Genomic DNA, 21,026 nt, shown 5'->3' with positions numbered 1-21,026 from the left:
CTTTATGGTTTAAATCATTATCGGTTTGTCATCCGGCTTTTCAGCCGCTAAGTAAAAGCGTTCTAATTGCTACTGTTTGGCATCAAAAATAGAATGACCGCTGCCGGGCTCTTTGAAATCTCCCTGCTTTTTCCGGTAAGTCGGGCTGCTGCCGGCGGCGGCTAATCCCGAAAAAGCATTAATCGTGAACTCCAAAAACTCCAGCGACTGTTCAATCAGCATCTTGTTGGTCTGATTAATCTGCCGGCAAGCTTCCAGCGCCTTGCTCAAGCGGTCTGCCACGATTTTCAGCCTTTCGCTTTCTTCCGGTCTGGCTGCCAAATCTCTGACCAGCGCCGACACCGTGAAAGTTTCGGCGTTGCGATTGGTGACGGTGCAGATATCACTGACAACTGCCTGCCGCTTTTTCTCCAAACGAAAAAGCTGCCCGGCCACAATTTCCTCTTCTTGGGTAATTTGTTGTAAGCCGGGCACATCTCCCTTAATAATAACTTCCTTTTTATTATTCGCTGTTTTTAAGTAGTTCTCGTAACAAATCGCTTCCTGCTCCATGACCGCGATTAAATCATCCATCAAACTTGCCATTTATGCCACCTAAAAGCCCAGAATCTTCTCAGCAATCTGACTGGCGCTGACATTATACTGACCGCTTTCCACCTGAGCCTTCAGCCGGTCAACCTTCTCCGTTCTGACCTCCGGGGCTTCCTTTACCGCCTTGCTCGCCAGCTGCAATTCTTTCGCCAAATTGGAAAACACTACGCTGTCCTTGCCGTAAGATGCTCCCGCCTTCGTTTCCGTCCGCTTCACCGACTGTTTCCCGTAAATGCCCTGAACTTTTTCTGTTCCTACGATTCTCATTTTTTACACCACCTTTACGCTGTATATTTTTGCTATAATTATTATCGTCTCACTTTTGGGAATCCTTAACCTTTTTTGTGTAAAAAAACGTTGCAGTTCCAGTAAGCCCCCCTAATCCTCTAAAATAAAGAACTTGCAAGCGTGAGTTAATCAAAATAATACAGCCGTTTCAGTAAGCGGCACTCCGCCCCCGAAACGGCTGTAAAAAAGTTTTTATCAAATGCTTATTTTCTCTATCGGCGAAAACGCAGACGATCTTCCTCTGTTTGAGGGGGAAGGCTGCTCTTCAGCGGTGATTCCGCCGGTGTCGCGCTCTGGGTAAAACTCTCCAAGTTTCCGGCCATTTCTGATTTACATTTGGCGCAGAAACGCCCGGTCCGAATGGTCGTCCCGCAGCGCTCACATTCAATCCCGACCATGGAATCCTCAGCAAAGGTAATCCGCTCCTCGCGAATCCATTGCTTAATCTGACGGATATCAACCTGATTGGCATCCGCCACTTCCTGAATGCTGGAATGCGGATTTTCCCGCAAATACTGCTTTACTTCCGCAAACTTTTGCTCCAGTTCCTTTTTGCAATCCGCGCAGATCGGATAACCCGTAATATAATTAAAAATCTTTCCGCAGCGAACACAATTTCTAACGTCCATTCCTACTCCTCCTATTCATTAAAACTACCGATTGCCATTGTTAAAAAATAAACCTTTTCTGCGCCGCTTTCTTTCAAAAGATGACTGCAGGCGTCAATTGTCGCTCCCGTGGTGTATACATCGTCTATCAGTAAAATACGCCGAAAAGGAACTTTTTCCTTGCAAAAATAAATATTTTTTAAGTTTTTCTGCCGCGCCGCCGCAGACAGCTCTTTCTGAGCATGTGCTTTGCGCCGCGCCGCCAAAACCTCGATTAGTGGCAGATGAAAGCTTGCCGCCAAATACCGCGCCGCCGCTGCCGGCGGATTATAACCCTTTTGGCCCAGTGCCGAAAAATGCTGCGGTACAAAGGCCAGCGCCTCGATTCCCCACTGCCGGACTTCCGTCTCAAACAGCCATCCCATCAGCTCAGCCAGTGCTAAGGCCCGCCATTTTTCCCGGCCGTACTTCATTGCCCAAATCGCGTCCTTAATCTGGGCATAGGGGAATAAAGCGTGTCCTGCTTCAAACTCATGGTCATGACGGCTGCAATCATAGCAAAAAAACTCATCCTTGTAAAGATTTTTTCCGCATTTCCGGCAATAATTTTCCAAAATTAAGCCCCGGCTCTCATAGCAATGCCGGCAAATCCCCTTTTCCTGGGGCGCACGCAAGCAGCCGCAGAGTGCACATTTCGGCGGATACAAAAAGTCCAGCGCCGCGCTAATCCACTCCTTCATCAGGCCCTCCTTTGCCGGTAAAAATCTGCTCCATTTCCGCCAGAATCTCAGCCAAACCCGAATACCGGCTAATCTCCCGGTTATTGGCAATCATTTGCTCGGCAATCCGTTCCTCGCCGACTAAGACCACATAATTTTTGGCCCGGGTAATAGCCGTATAGAGAAGATTTCGGGTTAGCAGCCGGCTGCCGGCGTCAAAAAGCGGCAGAATAACCACCGGATATTCGCTGCCCTGCGATTTATGCACTGTCATCGCATAGGCCAAATCCAGCCCCTCTAAAGCAGCATAGGGATATTTAACCCGCTTTTCTTCGTCAAAGCAAACCGTCAGACATTCCTCAAAATCATTGACATCCTCAATCAGGCCGATATCACCGTTAAAAATGCCGCTGCCTTCCTCCAGCACCTCACCGGCCGGCGAGTAAATCTTCCATTCCATTTGGTAATCATTTTTGATCTGCATGACCTTGTCGCCCTCGCGAAAAATCAACTCACGAAAAGCTTTTTCATATTTTTTCTGCGCCGGCGGATTGAGCGCCTTCTGCAGCTCGGCATTTAGCTGCGCCGCTCCCAAAGGGCCTTTGCGCATCGGCGTAATCACCTGCATTTCCGTCACCGGGTCAAAGCCGGTAAACTTGGGCAACCGCGTCTTAATCAGTCCGATAATCTCCGCCACCATTTGCTGGCGCTGCGATCGCCTAATAAAAAAGAAATCGGACTTGCCCTTATACTCCATGCTTTCGCCCTGCCGGATATGAAAAGCATTGACAACGATTGCCGAATCGTCCCGCTGCCGGTAAATCCGGTTTAAACGGACGCTCGGAATCTGACTGTTTAAAATATCTTTTAAAATATTACCGGCACCGATGGACGGCAGCTGATCACGGTCGCCGACCAAAATCAGCCGGGCGCCTTCCGGCAGCGCTTTTAAAACATGATATGTCAAGAAAATATCAAGCATGGAAGCTTCGTCAATAATCAGCAAATCGCATTCCAACGGATAATCCTCGTCCCGCTGAAACTTCTGCTGATTCTTATCGGCCGAATAATAATTCTCCAGCAGGCGGTGAATCGTCCGGGCCGGATGCCCGGTTGCTTCCGCCATCCGCTTGGCCGCCCGGCCGGTCGGTGCCGCCAGCTCGACCTGATAGCCGGCCCCGGTATAAAGCCGGATAATCCGGTTGATAATCGTAGTTTTGCCGGTACCGGGCCCGCCGGTAATAACCAGCACATTTTCCCTGAGCGATTGCTCAACCGCTTCCGCCTGCACCTCATCTAACTGCCAATCTTTGTTTTCTCCGGGCAGCTTATCCTGCCCGCCAAACTCACCGCCGGTACCCACCGCAGAAAAGCTTTGCAGCGTCAGGAGCTTGACCGCAATATAGCGCTCCATCCGGTAATAGCTTTCCAGATAAACCGCTTCGCCCTCTCCTTTTTTGCGGACAACCGCCTGCTGCTTCATCTGCATTTCCATTAAATAAGGCTCTAAATAATCAATCTCAATCTGCAACAGACAGCAGACCCGGCTGAACAGTTCTTCTTTCGGCAAATAAACATGTCCCTCGCCGGCCGCTTCCTCCAGCACATAGCGAATCCCCGCTAAAATCCGCTCCGGCGAATTACGAGCCACCCCCGCTTTTTCGGCAATCCGGTCAGCCATTCGAAAGCCGATACCGGCAATCTCGGCTGCCAGCCGGTAAGGCTGCTCTTTGACCACAAAAAAGGTTTTTTCCTGGTATGCCTCATAAATCCGCAAGGCATAGGTCATTGACAATTCATATTCCTGTAAAAAAAGAAAGACCCGACGCATATTGCGCTGCTCAAAAAAAGCTTCGGCAATCGCCATTGCCTTTTTGTGGCTGATGCCGCTGACCTGCGCCAGCTGCTCCGGCTCCTCCTCCATGATGCGAAAGGTATCCTCGCCAAAACGAGCCACAATTTTCCCGGCCAGCACCGGCCCGATGCCTTTGACCGCGCCCGAACCCAGATAGCGTTCCATCGCTTTCACTCCCTGCGGGATCCGGGTAATACATTCCTTAACCTGAAACTGCCGGCCGTAGACACTGTGCTCGCTGTACTCGCCCTGAGCCGTGATCTCCTCTCCGACCGAAAGCTTCAGCGCCGTTCCGACAAAGGTTTCGGCACCACTGTCTGTCAGCACTTCAAATACAGTATAGCCATTGTCCTCATTTCGAAAAATGATATCCTCAATAATCCCGCTCTTTTTCTCCATGACTTCTCCACTATCCTGTCTGCTGTGCCGGTAATTTCTAACTCAACTTTCTGCTGCCAAAGCGCTGCTTGTTTCTGCATGACCTCCCCGATCGAAAGCTTTGGCTTCTGTCCGAACGGGCGATCTGCCCCTGAGCGAAGCGCTTCAGCTTCTGCTCGGGCGGATATCCACCCCCGCTCTAAAGCTTCGCTTTTTGCCCGGGCGAGCACCCAGCCTAAAGTCTGCCACTCCAAATATACGGATAGGGAACGCCACTACTGACGTTCCCTTATCTGTTTTTCGCTTTACAATCCGGCTTTTTGTTTTAAAAGCTCGGCTTTGTCTGTTCTCTCCCACGGCAAATCCAGCTCTGGCCGGCCAAAGTGACCATAGGCCGCTGTCTGTCGATAAATCGGACGGCGCAGGTTCAAATCCCGAATAATCGCCGCCGGGCGCAAATCAAATACCTGGCGGATGATTTCTACCAACTTATCATCGGCTATTTTGCCGGTGCCCTTGGTATTCACATAAATCGAAACCGGTTCGGCTACGCCGATGGCGTAAGCCAACTCCAGTTCACACTGCTCCGCCAAACCGGCTGCCACCACATTTTTGGCCACATAACGCGCCGCATAAGTGGCCGACCGGTCAACCTTCGTCGGATCCTTACCCGAAAAAGCGCCGCCGCCGTGACTGGCATAGCCGCCATAGGTATCAACGATAATCTTGCGGCCCGTTAGTCCGCTGTCGCCGGCCGGTCCGCCAATCACAAAACGACCGGTCGGGTTAATATAATATTTGGTAGCCGCATCCAGCCACTCCGCCGGAATAATCGGTTTGACCACATATTTTAAGATATCCTCCCGGATTTGCTGCTGGGTCACATCCGGGTCATGCTGCGTACTGACGACTACCGTATCAATCCGTACCGGTTTATCATCATCATACTCAACCGTTACCTGGGTTTTACCGTCCGGTCTCAAATAACGCAGCGTTCCCTCTTTTCTGACCTGAGCCAACTGTTTGCTGAGACGATGCGCCAAAGCAATCGGCAGTGGCATCAGTTCCGGTGTATCGGTACAGGCAAAACCAAACATCATGCCCTGATCGCCCGCGCCGATATTTTCCGTCTCTTCCTGTGTATCATCCGACTGCCTGGCTTCCAGCGCAGAATTGACGCCGATGGCAATATCGTGCGACTGCTCGTCTAAGCTGGTAATAACTGCGCAGTTATCGCCGGAAAAACCATATTCTGCCCGGTCATAACCGATTTCCTTAACCGTCCTGCGAACAATCTTGGCAATATCCACATAACAATCCGTTGTAATTTCTCCCATCACCGACACCATTCCGGTCGTAGTGGTGGTTTCGCAGGCCACCCGGGCTTTGGGATCCTGCTCTAAAATCGCATCCAGCACCGCATCCGAGATTTGGTCGCAAATCTTATCGGGATGCCCCTCGGTTACAGATTCGGATGTAAAAAATCTTTTTGCCATAATCCTTCCTTTCCTCCATGCTTATTATTCTTATTTTCCTTTATTATATCGGCCGAAATCTAAATTTTGTGAGCGCTCCTCTCCGCAGAAATAAAAAGTATTCCCCTCGGACAAAAAAGCGAAACCTTCCGGTCAGAAAAAGTTACGCGCTTGATCAGAATGCGATTCCTGAATTCAAAAGTAGAATTAACGCTCGTTCAAAAGCTGAACCAGCCGCAGGATAACATCCCTGGCCTTTTCCAGCGATTTAACCGGCAAATATTCATACCGGCCGTGGAAGTTCAGCCCGCCGGCAAAAATATTGGGGCAAGGCAAGCCCATATAAGAAAGACGGGAACCGTCCGTTCCGCCGCGAATCGGCTGAATCAACGGCGCCATCCCTTCGGCTTCAATCGCCGCCTTGGCCAAATCGACAATCCACATGACCGGCTCAATCTTCTCCCGCATATTATAATAGCTGTCTTTTAGTTCCAACTGAATCCGGCCGCCGTATTTTTGATTTAAATAATCCGCCGCCTGCTGCATCACTTCTTTGCGCCGCGCAAACTGCTCCCGCGAATGGTCGCGAATCAAATAGCGCATTTCCGCCTGCTCAATGCCTCCCCGAATCTCGTGCAGCATGAAAAAGCCCTCCCGGCCTTCGGTATGCTCCGGCCGCTCGGCCACCGGCAGTAGGGCATGAAACTCACAGGCGACATTTGCAGCATTAATCATCTTATTTTTAGCCGATCCGGGGTGAACACTTTTGCCGGCAATCCTGACAAAAGCATCCGCCGCATGAAAGCTTTCATATTCCAATTCCCCTCTGGCACCGCCGTCCATGGTATAAGCAAAATCGGCCCCAAACTTAGCCACATCAAAATGATCCGCGCCCTTACCGACTTCCTCGTCCGGTGTAAAGCCAATTCGAATCTTACCGTGCTTAATTTCCGGATGCTCGGTCAAATATTCCAGCGCCGACATAATCTCGGCCACGCCCGCCTTATCATCCGCGCCCAGCAGGGTATTGCCGTCAGTTACAATCAACGTTTCCCCAACATAATCCAGCAGTTCCGGAAATTCCCGCGGATCAAGGCTGACAGATGAGTTTAAGGCAATGACCTTGCCGTCATAATTTTCCACAATCCGCGGCGACACTCCCTTGCCGCTGCAATCCGGCGCCGTATCCATATGCGCAATTAAGCCCATAACCGGCAGTTCACGGTCGGTATTGGCCGGCAGCGTAGCATAAACATAGCACTGCTCCGTCAATTCAATCTCGGTCAGACCCATCTCCGTTAATTCCTTAACTAATTGCTTCGCCAAATCAAACTGCACCGCTGTTGTCGGCGATGCTTCCGAATAAAAATCGGAAGTCGTTTCAATCTTAGCATAGCGAATAAATTTATCGACAATATTTTCCATGTTTTTCTCCTGTTTCTACTAATAAACTTAAAATAATGGTCAGAGTTCGGGCAATCCTTCCGGCCGTATCAAGCATACCTATCCGCTTACTTGCGCCGAAACAAATCATTAACTCGATTTTTGCCGTTCTGCCCTTGCCCCAAAATGCCAAACCCTTAATCAAGCAATCCGCATACCGACCCGGCCGCTATTCTCCCGCCTGTTCTCTGCAATCATGCTTTCAGCAGATCAGCGCTGCGTGCATGACGCAATGCCATTAACCGGCGCGGATCCAGCTTAATCTGCGTGCCGATCCGGCCGCCACTGACCAGGATAAAATCCAGCTCCTCCGCACTGCGGTCAACACACAACGGAAAATCCTTTTTCATGCCAATCGGCGAACAGCCGCCCCGAATATAACCGGTCACCGGCAAAAGATCCGCTACCGGAATGAGCTCCACGTTTTTCACGCCGAAAACCTTGGCCGCCTTTTTTAAATCCAGTTCTGCCGCCACCGGAATTACTCCGACATAATAATTTCTGTCACTCCCCCGCAGCACCAACGTTTTATAAACATGGGCAGGATCCCAGCCAACCTTAGCCGCCACCGATACGCCGTCGATATTGCCGTCACTGGCATCATAAGTCAACGCTTCATAGGCAATTCCTTGTTTATCCAGCATCCGCATGGCATTTGTTTTATTTTTATCCATCGTCCTTTAAATCGTCAATGTCGGCGGGGTATAGGTTCTGGTCGCCAATTCCGCATCCAGCAAATACAGGGCTTTCATATCCTGACCAAACAATTCAAATCTTTGAACCAAGTCGCTGGCATTTTCCTCTTCTTCCGCCTGCTCTTTAACAAACCAGTCAACAAAAGTAATGGTCCGGTAATCCTTTTCCTCCTGCGCTGCTGCATAAATATTGTGAATGGTGCCGGTCACATAGACTTCATGCTGATATGCCGCTTTTAAAGGATCGACCAGTTCAGCAAACGCCACATCCGGCCTGGCAATCGCCTCTAATTCCACCGGATATCCTTCCCGCAGCACATAAGCCCGAAACAGCATCGCATGTGCCATTTCCTCCTGTGCCTGTACATAGTACCAATTAGCAAAACCCTTTAAATTTTTATTCGTATAAAAATTAGCCATATCCAAATAAAGATATGCCGAGTAAAGCTCCTTGTTAACCTGCTCATTTAATAATTTTACCATTTTTTCTGATAACATTTTAAACTCCTTCCTTTCACAATAATTTATGTTACAACTCCGCAATCTGCTCCGCCGTAAGACCGGTAATCTCCCGAATGGTCTCGGCATCAAAGTTTCTCGCTTTCATATTCCGGGCCGTTTCGATTTTTTCACTGCGACGGCCCTGCTGTTCCCCGCGCCGCAAACCGCGTTTTTCACCGATAAGGATTCCCTTATCTACGCCTGCTTCCCACAGTGTCGCCCGGTCAGACTCATAGCGAACAGCGGCTTCATAGTTCAAGCGTTCTTGCCTATCCGCATAAAACTGATTCATTACTTCATTGGCATATTGCATAACCGCATTCCTCCTCCCTAATTCTTCCCGAACAGCTTTATCATTGGTTTCAATAAACTTCAGCCATTGTTCCAACTCGCTGTCATCCTCTTGCTTTAACTTCGTCAAATCCAAAAAATGAAACTCCAAATCATCCGAAAACGGCTGAAAACTTTTTACATTCATCACCCGGTAAATCGAATGAAGCTCCTCTGTCAGCGGAAATTCTTCCCCTAAGATATGAATACTGACACAACGGGCTAAATATTTATAGGCTTTGCCCGGCTTAAACTTTTCCAGATACCGGCTGGCCCAATAAAAATAAGTCCGTTTTTCATAATACGGCTCCCACAGGTTCTGCATTTCAATATTAACCTTTTGGCCATTCGGCAAAGTTAGCTTAATATCCAAAATCCCCTGTTTGTCATCGGCATAATAATTCCCTACCGCCGGATTTTCAATCACGATATCTTTAAGCTCTTCCTTGCCTAATTCCAGCACCACCGATAGAAATTCTCGCAGGATGATGATATTCTCTTGTCTCCCGAACAGCTTTTTAAACGCATAATCATTGCGGACGGTAAAACGCATATTGTCGATATCTTTCTGGTACTCAACGTCTTTTCGGCTTTTAATCTCTTTCCCAGTTTCAAACTTTCGGGCAACTGCTTCGGTGCCATACTTTTTATTCTTATGTCCCACCACACTCTCTCCTTTCATTATACTAAAATATTCTGTTCGATACAACTATCTTAGCAAAAATTCAAAAGAAAGTCGTCCGCAATTTGTGGAATTTCAGAAAAATTTTTCTGCATAGGTATGGGTCGTCTTTAGCACATACTCAAAATCGGCCATATTTAAATACCCCAAAAGTATGTGCGAAGTTTGCCTTGCGAGCAATCAGGCGATTTCGAGAGGTAGTAAATACCATACAAAAAACGCAAACCCGGTAACTTTCGCCGAATTTGCGTTTCTCTGATTTCTATTTACAGTCCCTGAATAATTCGAAGGTACTCTTGCCTTCCATCAATTACAGCATAAATTATGACCTCTTTTTGTTCTTCTTTTACCTTATAAAAAACCAAATTTTTCTTTAAAATCAATACTTTGTATCCCTGTCTTTTTAATACCGGATACTGAGGCCTTGTTCCTAAATACGGATTTTCTGCCAATGCCAAAATACTTTCTTCTAATTCTTTCAACTTTTCCAATGCTACTTGATTACCAAAAACCTCCGCAACATACAAAATAATACTTCTAATTTGAGAATCTGCTACATCCGTTCTGATTATCCGATACCTCACAGGTTTTCCTCCTGTAAAATATTTCGCAAGTCCTCAAATGTTTCCTGAATTGGTGCTGCCCTTCCTTCTTTCACATCATTGTCCGCTTCTGCCAAAAGCTCTAAAAGCTCCAGCCTCGCCTTCATTCTTTTATACTCCTCATAACCCATAGACACAGTATCGCCTCTACCGTTGACCGTGATAATCACGATTTCATTATTTTCTCTGCATTGCCTTGAAATTTCACTATAATGATTTCTCAAATCCGCCGATGGTCGAATCAATTCTTGTAATGATGCCATAGCCGCCTCCTTTTTCATTCTCTTACTGTATTGATGACAGCTGAACTATTAAGTCATTTGTTTTGTATCTATATAACTCAACTTTCCCATAGTCTTTTTTGGCTCTATCCCGCTCAGAGAGCGGGTGCATGGACTCCACTTTCGGCAATTTGCTCCGCAATTTGCCTATCGTTCCCGCCATGCAACGAGCCTAAAAAAGACTGTTCTGACGAACATGGGAAAGTTGAGTATATAATATCACAATTCGACTATATATTCCATCATTTTTTCCCACCTAAGACCAATAGGATTGCGGGTAAAGTGAAAGAAAAAAATCATTCCTTCTTGGTTTCCCAATCGGAACGATTTATGCTCTTCTATATTCGATTTGTATTTTTTTGTATTTTCTCTATTCTTTGCATCCTTGGTTTCAAACATTACAACTCCGCAATCTGCTCCGCCGTAAGACCGGTAATCTCCCGAATGGTCTCGGCATCAAAGTTTCTCGCTTTCATATTGCGCGCGGTTTGAAGCATAGCCTGCGCATGACCTTGTTTTTGCCCTCGCTGTAAGCCACGTTTTTCTCCGCGTTTTTCGCCACGCTTTTCGCCAATAAGGATTCCCTTATCTACGCCTGCTTCCCACAGTGTCGCCCGGTCAGACTCATAGCGAACGGCGGCTTCATAGTTCAAGCGTTCTTGCCTATCCGCATAAAACTGATTCATTACTTCATTGGCATATTGCATGACCGCATTCCTCCTCCCTAATTCTTCCCGAACCGCTTTATCATTGGTTTCAATAAACTTCAGCCATTGTTCCAACTCGCTGTCATCCTGTTTTGACTTTAACTTCGTCAAGTCCAAAAAATGAAACTCCAAATCATCCGAAAACGGCTGAAAGGTTTTGACATTCATCACCCGATAAATCGAATGCAGCTCCTCTGTCAGCGGAAATTCTTCCCCTAAGATATGAATACTGACACAACGGGCTAAATATTTATAGGCTTTGCCCGGCTTAAACTTTTCCAGATACCGGCTGGCCCAATAAAAATACGTCCGTTTTTCATAATGCGGCTCCCACAGATTCTGCATTTCAATATTAACCTTTTGCCCATTCGGCAAAGTTAGCTTAATATCTAAAATCCCCTGTTTTTCATCGGCATAATAATTCCCCACCGCCGGATTTTCAATCACGATATCTTTAAGCTCTTCCTTACCTAATTCCAGCACCACCGATAAGAACTCCCGCAAGATGATGATGTTTTCCGTCCGTCCGAACAGCTTCTTAAACGCATAGTCATTGCGGACGGTAAAGCGCATATTATCAACGTTTTTGCGGCTTTCAATCTCTTTCCAATCTTCAAACTTTCCGGCAGCTGTTCCGGTTCCATACTTTTTATTCTTAGACCCCACTATACTTTCTCCCTTCATTATACTAAAATATCTTGCTCTCTACAACCATTTTAGCAAAAAAGAACTTGAAAGTCGTCCGCAATTTGTGGAATTTCAGGGGAAATTTTAAATAAAAAATAGCACCAAGCAAACCATAAAATTCGCAAAAAGAAGAGTCGGGCAACCGGCTCTTCTTTCACCCCGCATGACGAGGATTTTTATTTACTTGCTACCTCAGCTTATTTGACATCCAAGATATCCAGCGCATTGCTGTTGCCGGACATTACGTTGTTAGCCATATCCTCAACTGAGTTAACCTGAGTTACGGTTAAATCGTTCAGCCAATCCAAGATTTCTGCTTTGATATCAGCCTCTGGTTTATTGGCATCAACTTTGTATACTTTCTTAATCGTAATATTGACTTTTCTGTCCGATGCTGCAGCAGTCGGCCGAACCGTTACACTAAAGTCATTATTGAAAGTATAAGTCGTAATAGACAAGGACGCATCCTTAACTTCCTCTGTATACAATACAGTAACTGTCTGCCTAACCTTTACTTCTTTCTTACCCTCCACCACTGCACCAATTACCACTCCATCAGCATCCGCCGGAGAAGGATCTTCAAGATTACTTGTAACCTTGATAATCGGCTTACCGTCTAAGTTGTCGTTTCCGGTCTTGCCATCTAAAGCAAATGCTGCACTGGTTGCACTTGTATTTGCATTGCCGCTGATATACTTAAAAGAAGCAACGGCCGGAGCCATTTTATCGGCAAGGTCTTTAGGTACCGGAGCAGGTGTTATTGTGCCATTCTCGTTAACAACATCTCCAGCTACAATTTCCAAATACCGACCATAGACATCATAAGTACCGGTGGTCTTGGTATATACCAATTTGTAAGAAGGCGTCAATTGGCCAGTCGGCAAAGCCTTATCATCCGCCAAGTAGATTTCTAAGGTCTTAGCATTATCCCAGTTATAGCTTGCATCCTTGGTCATATCTACAGCATCAGTAGCTCCATAGTTCTTCCAAATCTTGAAACTGCCAGTAGAGATTTCCTGCAAGTTCTTATCGAACTTAACCACTACTTTTCTGGTCTCAACTGCTTCTACTTTTTCAATCTTCGGAGCGCCTTCAGTTTTACTCCAATTAATGATTGGATGTGCCTGCTGGAAGTTCGGATTGGTATTGCCGGCCAAATCCTTAACCGCATTGTTTACCAACAAGCTAACCGAATTATCCACATAAGCGGTAAGACCATTGTCAGCAACAAACGAAGCATCGGTGCTGCCGTCGTTCTTATCCTTGTCATAAGATAACTCAAAGACTACTATATTGGCTTTACCTTCAAAGAAATCAGCCGAACCCTTTACTTTTACAGTCTTACCGCCTTTTTGGAATTTATAGTTATCAACATTAACTGCCGAACTATCCATATCTTCCCCAAAGGTAGCATAAACAAAGAATCTGTAATTTTCTGGCGCACTACCTTCCCGCTTGAATTCTACGGTTTTCAGACCTTTCCAAGTCTTATCGCCGAATTCAAAGGTGGTGGTATAGTCAGCCATCATGTTCTCATACAGAGAAGCATCTTTGATGCCCTTAATCTGCAGAGTAACCGTCTTGCCGGCATAGGATTCGCTTAAGGATAACTTAGCAACCTTGTCGCCATCTTCAGCCGAAACTTTCATCTTGCTGCCTTTTTCAATTTCCTTACCGTCTTTGTCAAGTAAGGTGAAACGTTCTCTCTTAATATTGGAAATCTTTTCATTGAAAGTAACTTTGATATCTTTCTCGCCGTCTACTTCAACGCTTACAACTTCCGGAGCTTCTCTATCGGCTACGATGGTTAAGTCAAAGGTGGTGCTGGCAAAATTGTTCTTCCAGTTATCCTGAATCTTAACCTTATCGGCTTCGTTCATGATGGTAAACTGAACATTGCCCGCCGGTAAGGCATTGCCTCTATCATTCTTTGCTAACTTTTCATCATAGAATTGTACCCAAACCTTAGAAACAGCTTCGTTCTTATCAGTTAAAGCTTCCTTCAATTCAGCGTCCTTATACAACTTCTTAGCAGTATAAGCGGCAAAGCTGTGATAGAAGTGTTTTACCGTCAAACCGGTAACCGGCTTATTGAACTCAACAGCGACAACCTTTTGATCGGCGCTGACAATCTTAGCTTCCGGAGCGGTCTTATCTGCGGTGTAAGCGTAAGTTCCCTCAAAGTAAATATTCGGATAGTTAGCGTAGTCCTTAGCGTATTGGTCGTTGTTCTTCGGATCGCCAACACATACCAAGTATTCCGTGCCGTCTTTCAAGGTAGAGAACATAGTAACTTCTACTACTTTCTCATCGCCTTTGCTGACTTTAGCGGTAGCGCTCAAGGTCGAGTTTCCGGCCTTCAAAACAACTTTTCCAGCAGATTTCATCGGCTCGGAGAAAGTGATTTCCAAGGACTTCGGACCGGTGTAAACAACACTCTTAACAGTCGGATATTCTACATCCTTCGGAGTGAAGTTAATTTCTTGCTTAGCCATAACCACGCCGGCTACGTTCTTCACGCCGGTAACGGTTAATTTGATAGTTTTGTTGTTTTCAAAAGCGTTGTTGCCGCTTAAGGTCAAAACAACAGTCTTGTTGTCTTCCATTAACTTAGCTTTGCCAAAGGTCTTGCCAGTTGCCTTGTAGTTGCCAACTTTTTCAGCGGTAGCCTTATCAACAGTTCCGTTGAAGGTAACAACTGCTTCTCTTAAGTTGTCAGCTTTTACTTCAGCTACTTCCAACTTTTCCGGTTCGCCCGATACCAAGCCATTGGCAACTGCCAATTCCTTGTTCATCTTGCCGTCTGCTACTAACTTTTCAGCCAAAGTTCTGCCCTTTTCGTCGCCCTGTACTTTAGCCATCAAAGCGTTGTACATAACAACAGCAGCTTCGCCCTTGGTGAAAGAAGCGTCTTCCAAAGTAGCGTCTTCAACCAACTTAGCTTCTTTAGCCAATTCGCCTGCTTTTGCCCAAGCTTCGTTAGAATCATAACCCAATGCGCGCAGCATGAAGGTTACAAATGCCTGCTTGCTCAATTTAGCAGCCGGTGCAAACAGCTTCGGCTCTACGCTTACGCCGTTGGTGAGCTTTAATTCTTCACCCAGCGTTGCAAAGCCCTTAGCCCATGCAGCCTTTTCCATGTCGGTGAACTTGTTGTCTGCTGCTTTGGCATTGGCGTCTTCTTGGGTATAGCCCAAAGCCTTCAATACCATTGCAAGACCAACAGCTCTGTTCAGCTCAGCGTTTACTTCAGCGTCTGTCGTATTCAACAGCAACTTCAAGTTAGCCAGAGCTTCTACTTCCTTGCTGGCGGCAAAAGTAACTGTCATGGTTGACAATACCATTGCCAATGCAAGTGTAAATGCTAAAATCTTTTTCATTTACTCTTTTCCTCCTTTTGATTGGAATATTAGTTTTCAGGGATTCTTCCCCCCATTACATTACATGATGGATTATATCACCCGCTCAAAACCTCGTCAATACCTTAAAAAGATATGTAATAAATTTGTAACACAGTTCAGACAAGCAGATATGGATGCTTAATATGACAACAGAGAGCTCGCTCTCTGGAGACATATTAAGTGTCCATATCTATTTGCGGAACGCAAACACCGATAATTCGCTGCAAGCGAATTATCGGTGCGGCTTGGCTGAACTGTGCCATACTATCCCGGACTATCCCTACTATAATATACCGCAGAAAGCTTGCTTTCTAAAGTCATATCAAGTATTACTTTCTATTTGCGGAACATCGCTGATAATTCGCTTATAGCCAATTATCAGCGGCTTGTCTGAACCGGCCTGCCCGAATGGGCTTGTCTGAACCGGGTACACCTTACCCAAACTTTACCGCCTCTTTCTCTACCTATTAAATTACATCCGGTAAATCAACGCCACCATATTCGGGCCGGTATTAATTGAAATAATACAACCGACCGGATATTCCAGCGTCGGCGGCTGATCAAGCATTTCCCGGCAAAGCTCACGCAGTTGCTCCCGCTGTTCCTGATTATTACCGTAAACCAGCATATAGGGAGTTCCCGGCCGCCGCTCCTTCCGGCAAAGCTCCACCAATTCCCGTACCACTTTCTTTTCGCCGCGGGCTTTGCCCACAACCTTGGATTCCCCCTGTTCAAAGGTAATCATCGGCTTCAGGCCAATCGCGTCGCCGACAAACGCCGCTGCCGCGGACACCCGACCGGATTTTTTGACAAATTTCAAACTAAGCGGCACCAGCATCGGCCGGGCGTGACTGACCCAATCCTGAATATGAGCAATAATCGCCGCTACTTCTTCTCCCTTAGCCGCCATCCGCGCCGCTTCGACCGCCGCCCAGCCATATGCCATGCTGTAAGTTCCCGAATCAATCAAATGAATCCGAAACTGCTCCGCCGCTTCCTTATGCTCCTCCAGAAACAAATCTCTGGCCAGGACTCCCGCCTGATATGTGCCGGATCCTTTGGAGTTCAAAATCACATGAATAATATCGGTATAGCCCTCACGCCAGGTCTTTTCAAACAGCTCCTGATAAAGCGTAACCGACACCTGGGAAGAAACCGGCAATTTATCCGCCGTTTCCAAAACACGATAAAACTCCTCCGGCGTAATATCCACTCCGTCCAGATATTCCTTATCGCCCGCTAAAATCGTCAGCGGCAGGACGGCAATATTTAATTCCTCCGCCAATGATTTCGGAATGTCAGCGGTGGAATCGGTTGCAATCTTGATTTTGGTCATATATCGCTTTCCTCCTATTCTTCGCAAGAACTATGCGCTTTCCAATAAAATATATCCAATTTTTGATATATAACACAATATATCGCTTTTATGACAAAAAATCAAGTACTGTTTGCAAATTATATGATGGTGCTGATGATAAAAGCCAAAAGTTGAAGATCTTTCTTTATCTTCCGGTAATATGCAATTCACTTTTCAGCGCCGCCTGTAAAACAGCAGAAAAGTTTACACCCGCCCGCTCCGCTTCAAAGTTCAACCAAGAAGGAATCGATGCGTATTCGTCAATAAACTTTCCGCCACATCAAAAAACCGCTCTCCTTGAATCTTCTTCCTCGGAGAGCGGCTTCTTAGCCGGTTTCAGTTTTTAAACTGCTTATTTATGGCAGGCACAGCCGCCGCTTTGCTTTTCCTTACTCTTTTGATATCTTTCCGCTACGACATCCCAGTTGACCACATTCCAAAATGCTTCCACATAATCCGGACGGCGGTTTTGATATTTCAAGTAATAGGCGTGTTCCCAAACGTCCAACGCCAGTAGAATCCGGCGGCCGTCCTGTAAGGGCGCATCCTGATTGGCAGTGGAAAGCACCTCTAATTTTAAATCCTTCATCGTCAGCCAAGCCCAGCCCGAACCAAAGCGAGTCTTAGCTGCGGTATTAAACTTTTCCTTAAACTCGGCAAAAGACCCGAAAGCTTCCTTAATTGCTTCCGCCAATTCTCCGGTCGGCTCGCCGCCGGCATTAGGTGCAAGGTTTTCCCAGAATAATTTGTGATTATAATACCCGCCGCCGTTATTGATAACAGCCTGACGCTTGTCCGCCGGAATCCGATCAATCTCGGCCAGCAGCTTACGCGGGCAGCTCGGCACATCTAATCCCTCAATCGCCGCATTGAAGTTAGCGGTATAAGTAGCGTGGTGCTTTTCATAATGAACCTGCATGGTCATAGCGTCAATGTACGGCTCTAATGCATCATAGGCATACGGTAACTTTGGTAATTCAAATTTCATAATAGCCTCCTGTGTTTTCTTATATAATTTCAGTTGTTTACCTGAACGGTAACTTATTTTATCAAAGCGCTTACCGCCTCCGGCCCGCGCTTATTAAGTTCTTTATTTAGTATAGCGTAAACAGCCGATAATTTCAAGCTGTTCTTTTGTCAAGAGCTTGTCAAATGATTTTGGTCAAATGATTTCAGTACAGGAAGAATCGGAACAATTACGATCTCAATTACCGCCGGATGTTAGGAATACCGGCCCACACAACCGCCCTTCTTCTGTTACCACCATTTAATAGCATCGGTAATATAATTCCGATATTCAATAAACTTGGGATCACTGATATTTCTGGGATGGGGCAAAGCAATCGGTAATGACTCCTTAACCGTAGTCGGTTTATTGCTTAAGATCAATACTCGCTCCGCCAAGTAAACGGCCTCTTCAATATTGTGGGTAATAAAAATAACCGTACTGCCCAATTCCTTCCACAGGCGAATAACTTCGTCCTCCAGATAAAACCGCATTTTAATATCCATCTGTCCATACGGCTCATCCATCAGCAAGAGATCCGGCTGCATCACAAACGAACGTCCGATAATAATACGCTGCTCAACGCTAACGGAAAGTTCTCTGGGATACGCGTTTTCCACTTCTTTTAAACCCATAAGACTCAATATCTTATCCACCCGCTTTTGCGCTTCTTTTTTATCCACACGCTTCACGCCTAACCCAAATTCCAAGTTTTCTCGGACAGTTAGCCACGGAAAAGCAGACGGTTCCTGAAACACAAAAGATATATTGTGCTTTTTCGGGTCTGCCGGCTCGCCGTCAATCTTAATCTCTCCTTTAGTTGGAGAATAGATTTTTGTCAAACAGTTTAAAAATGTGGTTTTACCACAGCCGGTCGGTCCGACTACACATAAAAATTCATTTTTTTTAATGTCAAAACTGATATCGTTCAGCACCAATAACTCTCCGAACTGTTTCGTCAAGTTATCCACCTTTACTTTTACTTCCCGATTGTCCATTCCCATTGATTAAACCTCTTATTCTCTATAAGGCTAAGTCTGTATTCTCTGAAATTTTTTGCCGGATTGCCAAAAACTCCTCGCTGACCATATTTCTCGGCTTTGGTAAAAAGCTCATATCGTAAACCGCTTTTACCTCTGCCGGTCGGCTGCTCAACAACACAATTCTGTCCCCCAAACTGCATGCTTCTTCAATATTATTGGTGACAAAAATAATCGTTTTTTTCTCTTCGCTGCTGATCCGTAAAATCTCATTTTGCATCGAATATCTGGTCTGCGCATCCAACTGGCCAAACGGCTCATCCATAATCAGTACTCCCGGATGCATGGCATAAGCCCTAGCAATTCCGACCCTCTGCTTCATCCCGCCGGACAACTGTGTTGGATACGAGTTTTCAAATCCGGTTAATCCTACCAAGTCAATATAATGCTGTGAAATCTTTTTCCTTTCTTCTTTTTTTATACCGGTAAATTTTAGACCTAATTCCACGTTTTCCCGCACCGTTTTAAAAGGCATGATCGCAATTTTCTGAAAAACCCGACCAATCTCCGGATTAAGCCCGCTTGTTTCCTTATCCTGATAATAAATTACTCCGGAAGTTCGCTCCTCTAACCCGCAAATAATATCCAACAGCACCGTTTTTCCGCAGCGGCCCGGCCCTAAAATTACCAAAAATTCTCCTTCCTTTACCTGAAAGGAAATATCTTTGATAACGATTGTTTCCTTGGCTTCCGTGAAAAAAGTTTTGCTGATATTCTTTACTTCTAATTTTGTTTTTATATATTGTTCCATGGGCACACTACCTTTTCCAATCTCGATAATACTGTCGAAAGCAGGGCACCGATCGCCGCAATACTGATAACCGCCACCAGCACCAGTGCCATATCATTTCCCTGCCATCCTTTTGTTACCAAAGAGCCCAAGCCTAACTTCGCTCCCAACATCTCTGCCGCTACTACCGTTGTCCAACCGGAGCTGACGGAAGTCCGAATACCGGCAAATATAGACGGAAGTGCCGTCGGGACCACAATATCCATTAGAATTTGCCGCTGGTTTCCCTGAAAAACCCGGCCAACATCAACATTAATGCTGTCTACCAACCGAATCCCGGCTGAAGTATTGACAATTAAGCCAAATATTGTCCCGATAAACACAATGAAAACTTTTGAAAACTCACCAATCCCAAACCACATAATAACTAAAGGAATCCAGGCAATCGGCGGAATCGGACGCAGGATCTCAAGAACGCTGCCCAAAACCGCCTTTACTTTCTTATTCCAGCCAATCAATATCCCCAGTCCAATCCCGACCAGCCACGCAAAAATGAGACCAATCAATACCCGGCGAAGACTGGCCCAAATATGACCAAACAGAATCGTATTGGCGATTGGCTTCGTGAAAGTCCGAATCAAGCGTTCTATCACCTCCGCCGGTCCCGGCATCAAGCGCGGATTCAATGCAGCAAAAGAAATCCAGCCTACCAATATCAGCGTTACCGCCAGCACTGATAAAAAAACGCACACCATATTAAAGAAATTGGTTCTCTTTCCTTTTTCCATACGACTACTCCTGCCTAATTGTTTCCATTTTTTCTGCCTTTGACAAAACGGTTCTCGGCCGAAGACAGAATAGCGGATAATATCGCTCCGATAACACCTATTACTACCATACCGGCAATGACCAGATCCGGCCGGGCAATCGTTCGCCCGAACTGAATCATATAGCCTAACCCGGCTGTAGCTGCCAACATTTCCGCCGCCACCAAGGTTGACCACGAATTACCGAGCGCTACCCGAATGCCGGCAAAAACCATCGGCAGCGACGACGGAATTCCTACTTTGTAAAAAATTTCCGTTTCCGATGCCCCGAAAGTTTTGGCTACATTGATATAGGTCTGATTTGTCAGGCGAATTCCCGTATACGCATTAATTACACAGGGAACAAAAGCTGAGAAAAAAATGATCAGTGCCTTGGCCTTCAACCCAATTCCCAGCCAAACTACTACCAGCGGAATCCATGCAATTGGCGGAATCGGACGCACCAGTTCAAAAATCGGCCGAAAAAAAGCCTCTGCCAAACGGTACCAGCCCATAACCAGGCCCAGCGGAATTCCGATTATCAGCGCCAGCAAAAAGCCCGATAAAGCGACTTGCAGACTGGCCAAAATATTAGCCAGCAAGACATTTCCATCCGGTTCTTTTTGATAAACCTTCTGAACAATCGTTTCAAATACCTGCACAGGTGCAGGCAGCAGTTTCGCATCCGCAATTCTCAAGCTGACTGCCGCCTGCCACAGGCCAAAAAATATCAAGATACCGCAGCCGCAAAGAATCAGATAGTTTAACTGCTCTTTCCGCCGCTTCTTTTTCCATTCCTGATAATTTGTATTAATCATTACCGAATCTGTCGTACTCATATCTT

At 46.2% G+C, this 21,026-nt stretch carries 22 protein-coding genes and 1 pseudogene; all 23 read right to left on the bottom strand.

Features of this window, described 5'->3' with window-relative positions:
* Nucleotides 1–69 precede the first annotated feature (69 nt).
* The 23 genes and pseudogenes from C3V36_05430 to C3V36_05320 all read right to left on the bottom strand — a co-directional run bounded on the left by C3V36_05430 (nucleotide 70) and on the right by C3V36_05320 (nucleotide 21,021).
* Nucleotides 70–585 (bottom strand): hypothetical protein, encoded by a 516-nt coding sequence (locus C3V36_05430; protein ID AVM68729.1) that lies wholly within the window; start codon nucleotides 583–585, stop codon nucleotides 70–72.
* A gap of 9 nt (nucleotides 586–594) precedes the next feature.
* Complete coding sequence (flgM, locus tag C3V36_05425; GenBank protein ID AVM68728.1) at nucleotides 595–858, bottom strand: flagellar biosynthesis anti-sigma factor FlgM; 264 nt, start codon at nucleotides 856–858, stop codon at nucleotides 595–597.
* A 233-nt stretch (nucleotides 859–1,091) separates the two neighbouring features.
* On the bottom strand, nucleotides 1,092–1,508 hold the full coding sequence (locus tag C3V36_05420) for a flagellar protein (protein AVM68727.1): 417 nt from the start codon (nucleotides 1,506–1,508) through the stop codon (nucleotides 1,092–1,094).
* An 11-nt stretch (nucleotides 1,509–1,519) separates the two neighbouring features.
* Nucleotides 1,520–2,227: a hypothetical protein gene (locus C3V36_05415; protein ID AVM68726.1), complete on the bottom strand. Its 708-nt coding sequence runs from the start codon at nucleotides 2,225–2,227 to the stop codon at nucleotides 1,520–1,522.
* Nucleotides 2,211–4,460 carry an ATP-dependent RecD-like DNA helicase gene (locus C3V36_05410; GenBank protein ID AVM68725.1) on the bottom strand — a complete coding sequence of 750 codons (2,250 nt, stop codon included), beginning with the start codon at nucleotides 4,458–4,460 and terminating at the stop codon, nucleotides 2,211–2,213. Before C3V36_05410 ends, C3V36_05415 begins: the two co-directional genes overlap by 17 nt.
* Before the next feature lie 284 nt (nucleotides 4,461–4,744).
* Nucleotides 4,745–5,935: a methionine adenosyltransferase gene (locus C3V36_05405; protein AVM68724.1), complete on the bottom strand. Its 1,191-nt coding sequence runs from the start codon at nucleotides 5,933–5,935 to the stop codon at nucleotides 4,745–4,747.
* A gap of 186 nt (nucleotides 5,936–6,121) precedes the next feature.
* A complete protein-coding gene (gene pepT, locus C3V36_05400; GenBank protein AVM68723.1) occupies nucleotides 6,122–7,339 on the bottom strand; it encodes a peptidase T in 1,218 nt (405 codons plus the stop codon).
* Entirely contained in the window at nucleotides 7,320–7,502 is a 183-nt protein-coding gene (locus C3V36_05395; protein ID AVM68722.1) for a hypothetical protein, read from the bottom strand. Before C3V36_05395 ends, pepT begins: the two co-directional genes overlap by 20 nt.
* Nucleotides 7,503–7,551: 49 nt before the next feature.
* A complete protein-coding gene (gene ybaK, locus C3V36_05390; GenBank protein AVM68721.1) occupies nucleotides 7,552–8,031 on the bottom strand; it encodes a Cys-tRNA(Pro) deacylase in 480 nt (159 codons plus the stop codon).
* Between the two features lie 6 nt (nucleotides 8,032–8,037).
* Nucleotides 8,038–8,550: a ferritin gene (locus tag C3V36_05385; protein ID AVM68720.1), complete on the bottom strand. Its 513-nt coding sequence runs from the start codon at nucleotides 8,548–8,550 to the stop codon at nucleotides 8,038–8,040.
* Between the two features lie 31 nt (nucleotides 8,551–8,581).
* Nucleotides 8,582–9,565: a hypothetical protein gene (locus tag C3V36_05380; protein ID AVM68719.1), complete on the bottom strand. Its 984-nt coding sequence runs from the start codon at nucleotides 9,563–9,565 to the stop codon at nucleotides 8,582–8,584.
* Between the two features lie 266 nt (nucleotides 9,566–9,831).
* On the bottom strand, nucleotides 9,832–10,149 hold the full coding sequence (locus C3V36_05375) for a type II toxin-antitoxin system RelE/ParE family toxin (protein ID AVM68718.1): 318 nt from the start codon (nucleotides 10,147–10,149) through the stop codon (nucleotides 9,832–9,834).
* The gene (locus tag C3V36_05370; protein ID AVM68717.1) at nucleotides 10,146–10,430 is read right to left on the bottom strand and encodes a type II toxin-antitoxin system Phd/YefM family antitoxin; all 285 of its coding nucleotides are present in this window, start codon (nucleotides 10,428–10,430) and stop codon (nucleotides 10,146–10,148) included. The genes C3V36_05375 and C3V36_05370 overlap by 4 nt, the downstream gene beginning before the upstream one ends.
* Before the next feature lie 237 nt (nucleotides 10,431–10,667).
* A complete protein-coding gene (locus C3V36_05365; protein AVM68716.1) occupies nucleotides 10,668–10,847 on the bottom strand; it encodes a hypothetical protein in 180 nt (59 codons plus the stop codon).
* The gene (locus C3V36_05360) at nucleotides 10,847–11,839 is read right to left on the bottom strand and encodes a hypothetical protein (protein ID AVM68715.1); all 993 of its coding nucleotides are present in this window, start codon (nucleotides 11,837–11,839) and stop codon (nucleotides 10,847–10,849) included. Before C3V36_05360 ends, C3V36_05365 begins: the two co-directional genes overlap by 1 nt.
* 200 nt (nucleotides 11,840–12,039) lie before the next feature.
* Complete coding sequence (locus tag C3V36_05355; GenBank protein AVM68714.1) at nucleotides 12,040–15,222, bottom strand: hypothetical protein; 3,183 nt, start codon at nucleotides 15,220–15,222, stop codon at nucleotides 12,040–12,042.
* A gap of 493 nt (nucleotides 15,223–15,715) precedes the next feature.
* A complete protein-coding gene (locus tag C3V36_05350) occupies nucleotides 15,716–16,579 on the bottom strand; it encodes a DegV family protein (protein AVM68713.1) in 864 nt (287 codons plus the stop codon).
* Between the two features lie 166 nt (nucleotides 16,580–16,745).
* Nucleotides 16,746–16,850, bottom strand: a pseudogene (locus C3V36_05345) (HicB family protein).
* A gap of 102 nt (nucleotides 16,851–16,952) precedes the next feature.
* Complete coding sequence (locus tag C3V36_05340; protein AVM68712.1) at nucleotides 16,953–17,588, bottom strand: superoxide dismutase; 636 nt, start codon at nucleotides 17,586–17,588, stop codon at nucleotides 16,953–16,955.
* A gap of 269 nt (nucleotides 17,589–17,857) precedes the next feature.
* Nucleotides 17,858–18,610, bottom strand: coding sequence for an ABC transporter ATP-binding protein (locus tag C3V36_05335; protein AVM68711.1), 753 nt, complete (start codon nucleotides 18,608–18,610; stop codon nucleotides 17,858–17,860).
* Between the two features lie 19 nt (nucleotides 18,611–18,629).
* Complete coding sequence (locus tag C3V36_05330; protein AVM68710.1) at nucleotides 18,630–19,397, bottom strand: ABC transporter; 768 nt, start codon at nucleotides 19,395–19,397, stop codon at nucleotides 18,630–18,632.
* Nucleotides 19,382–20,164 carry an ABC transporter permease gene (locus C3V36_05325; protein AVM68709.1) on the bottom strand — a complete coding sequence of 261 codons (783 nt, stop codon included), beginning with the start codon at nucleotides 20,162–20,164 and terminating at the stop codon, nucleotides 19,382–19,384. Before C3V36_05325 ends, C3V36_05330 begins: the two co-directional genes overlap by 16 nt.
* 14 nt (nucleotides 20,165–20,178) lie before the next feature.
* Complete coding sequence (locus tag C3V36_05320; protein AVM68708.1) at nucleotides 20,179–21,021, bottom strand: ABC transporter permease; 843 nt, start codon at nucleotides 21,019–21,021, stop codon at nucleotides 20,179–20,181.
* Nucleotides 21,022–21,026 lie beyond the last annotated feature (5 nt).

Source organism: Lachnospiraceae bacterium oral taxon 500 (assembly GCA_002999035.1).
In the GTDB taxonomy this organism is placed as follows: domain Bacteria; phylum Bacillota; class Clostridia; order Lachnospirales; family Vallitaleaceae; genus W11650.
This window is presented reverse-complemented; position numbering and strand designations above follow the sequence as displayed.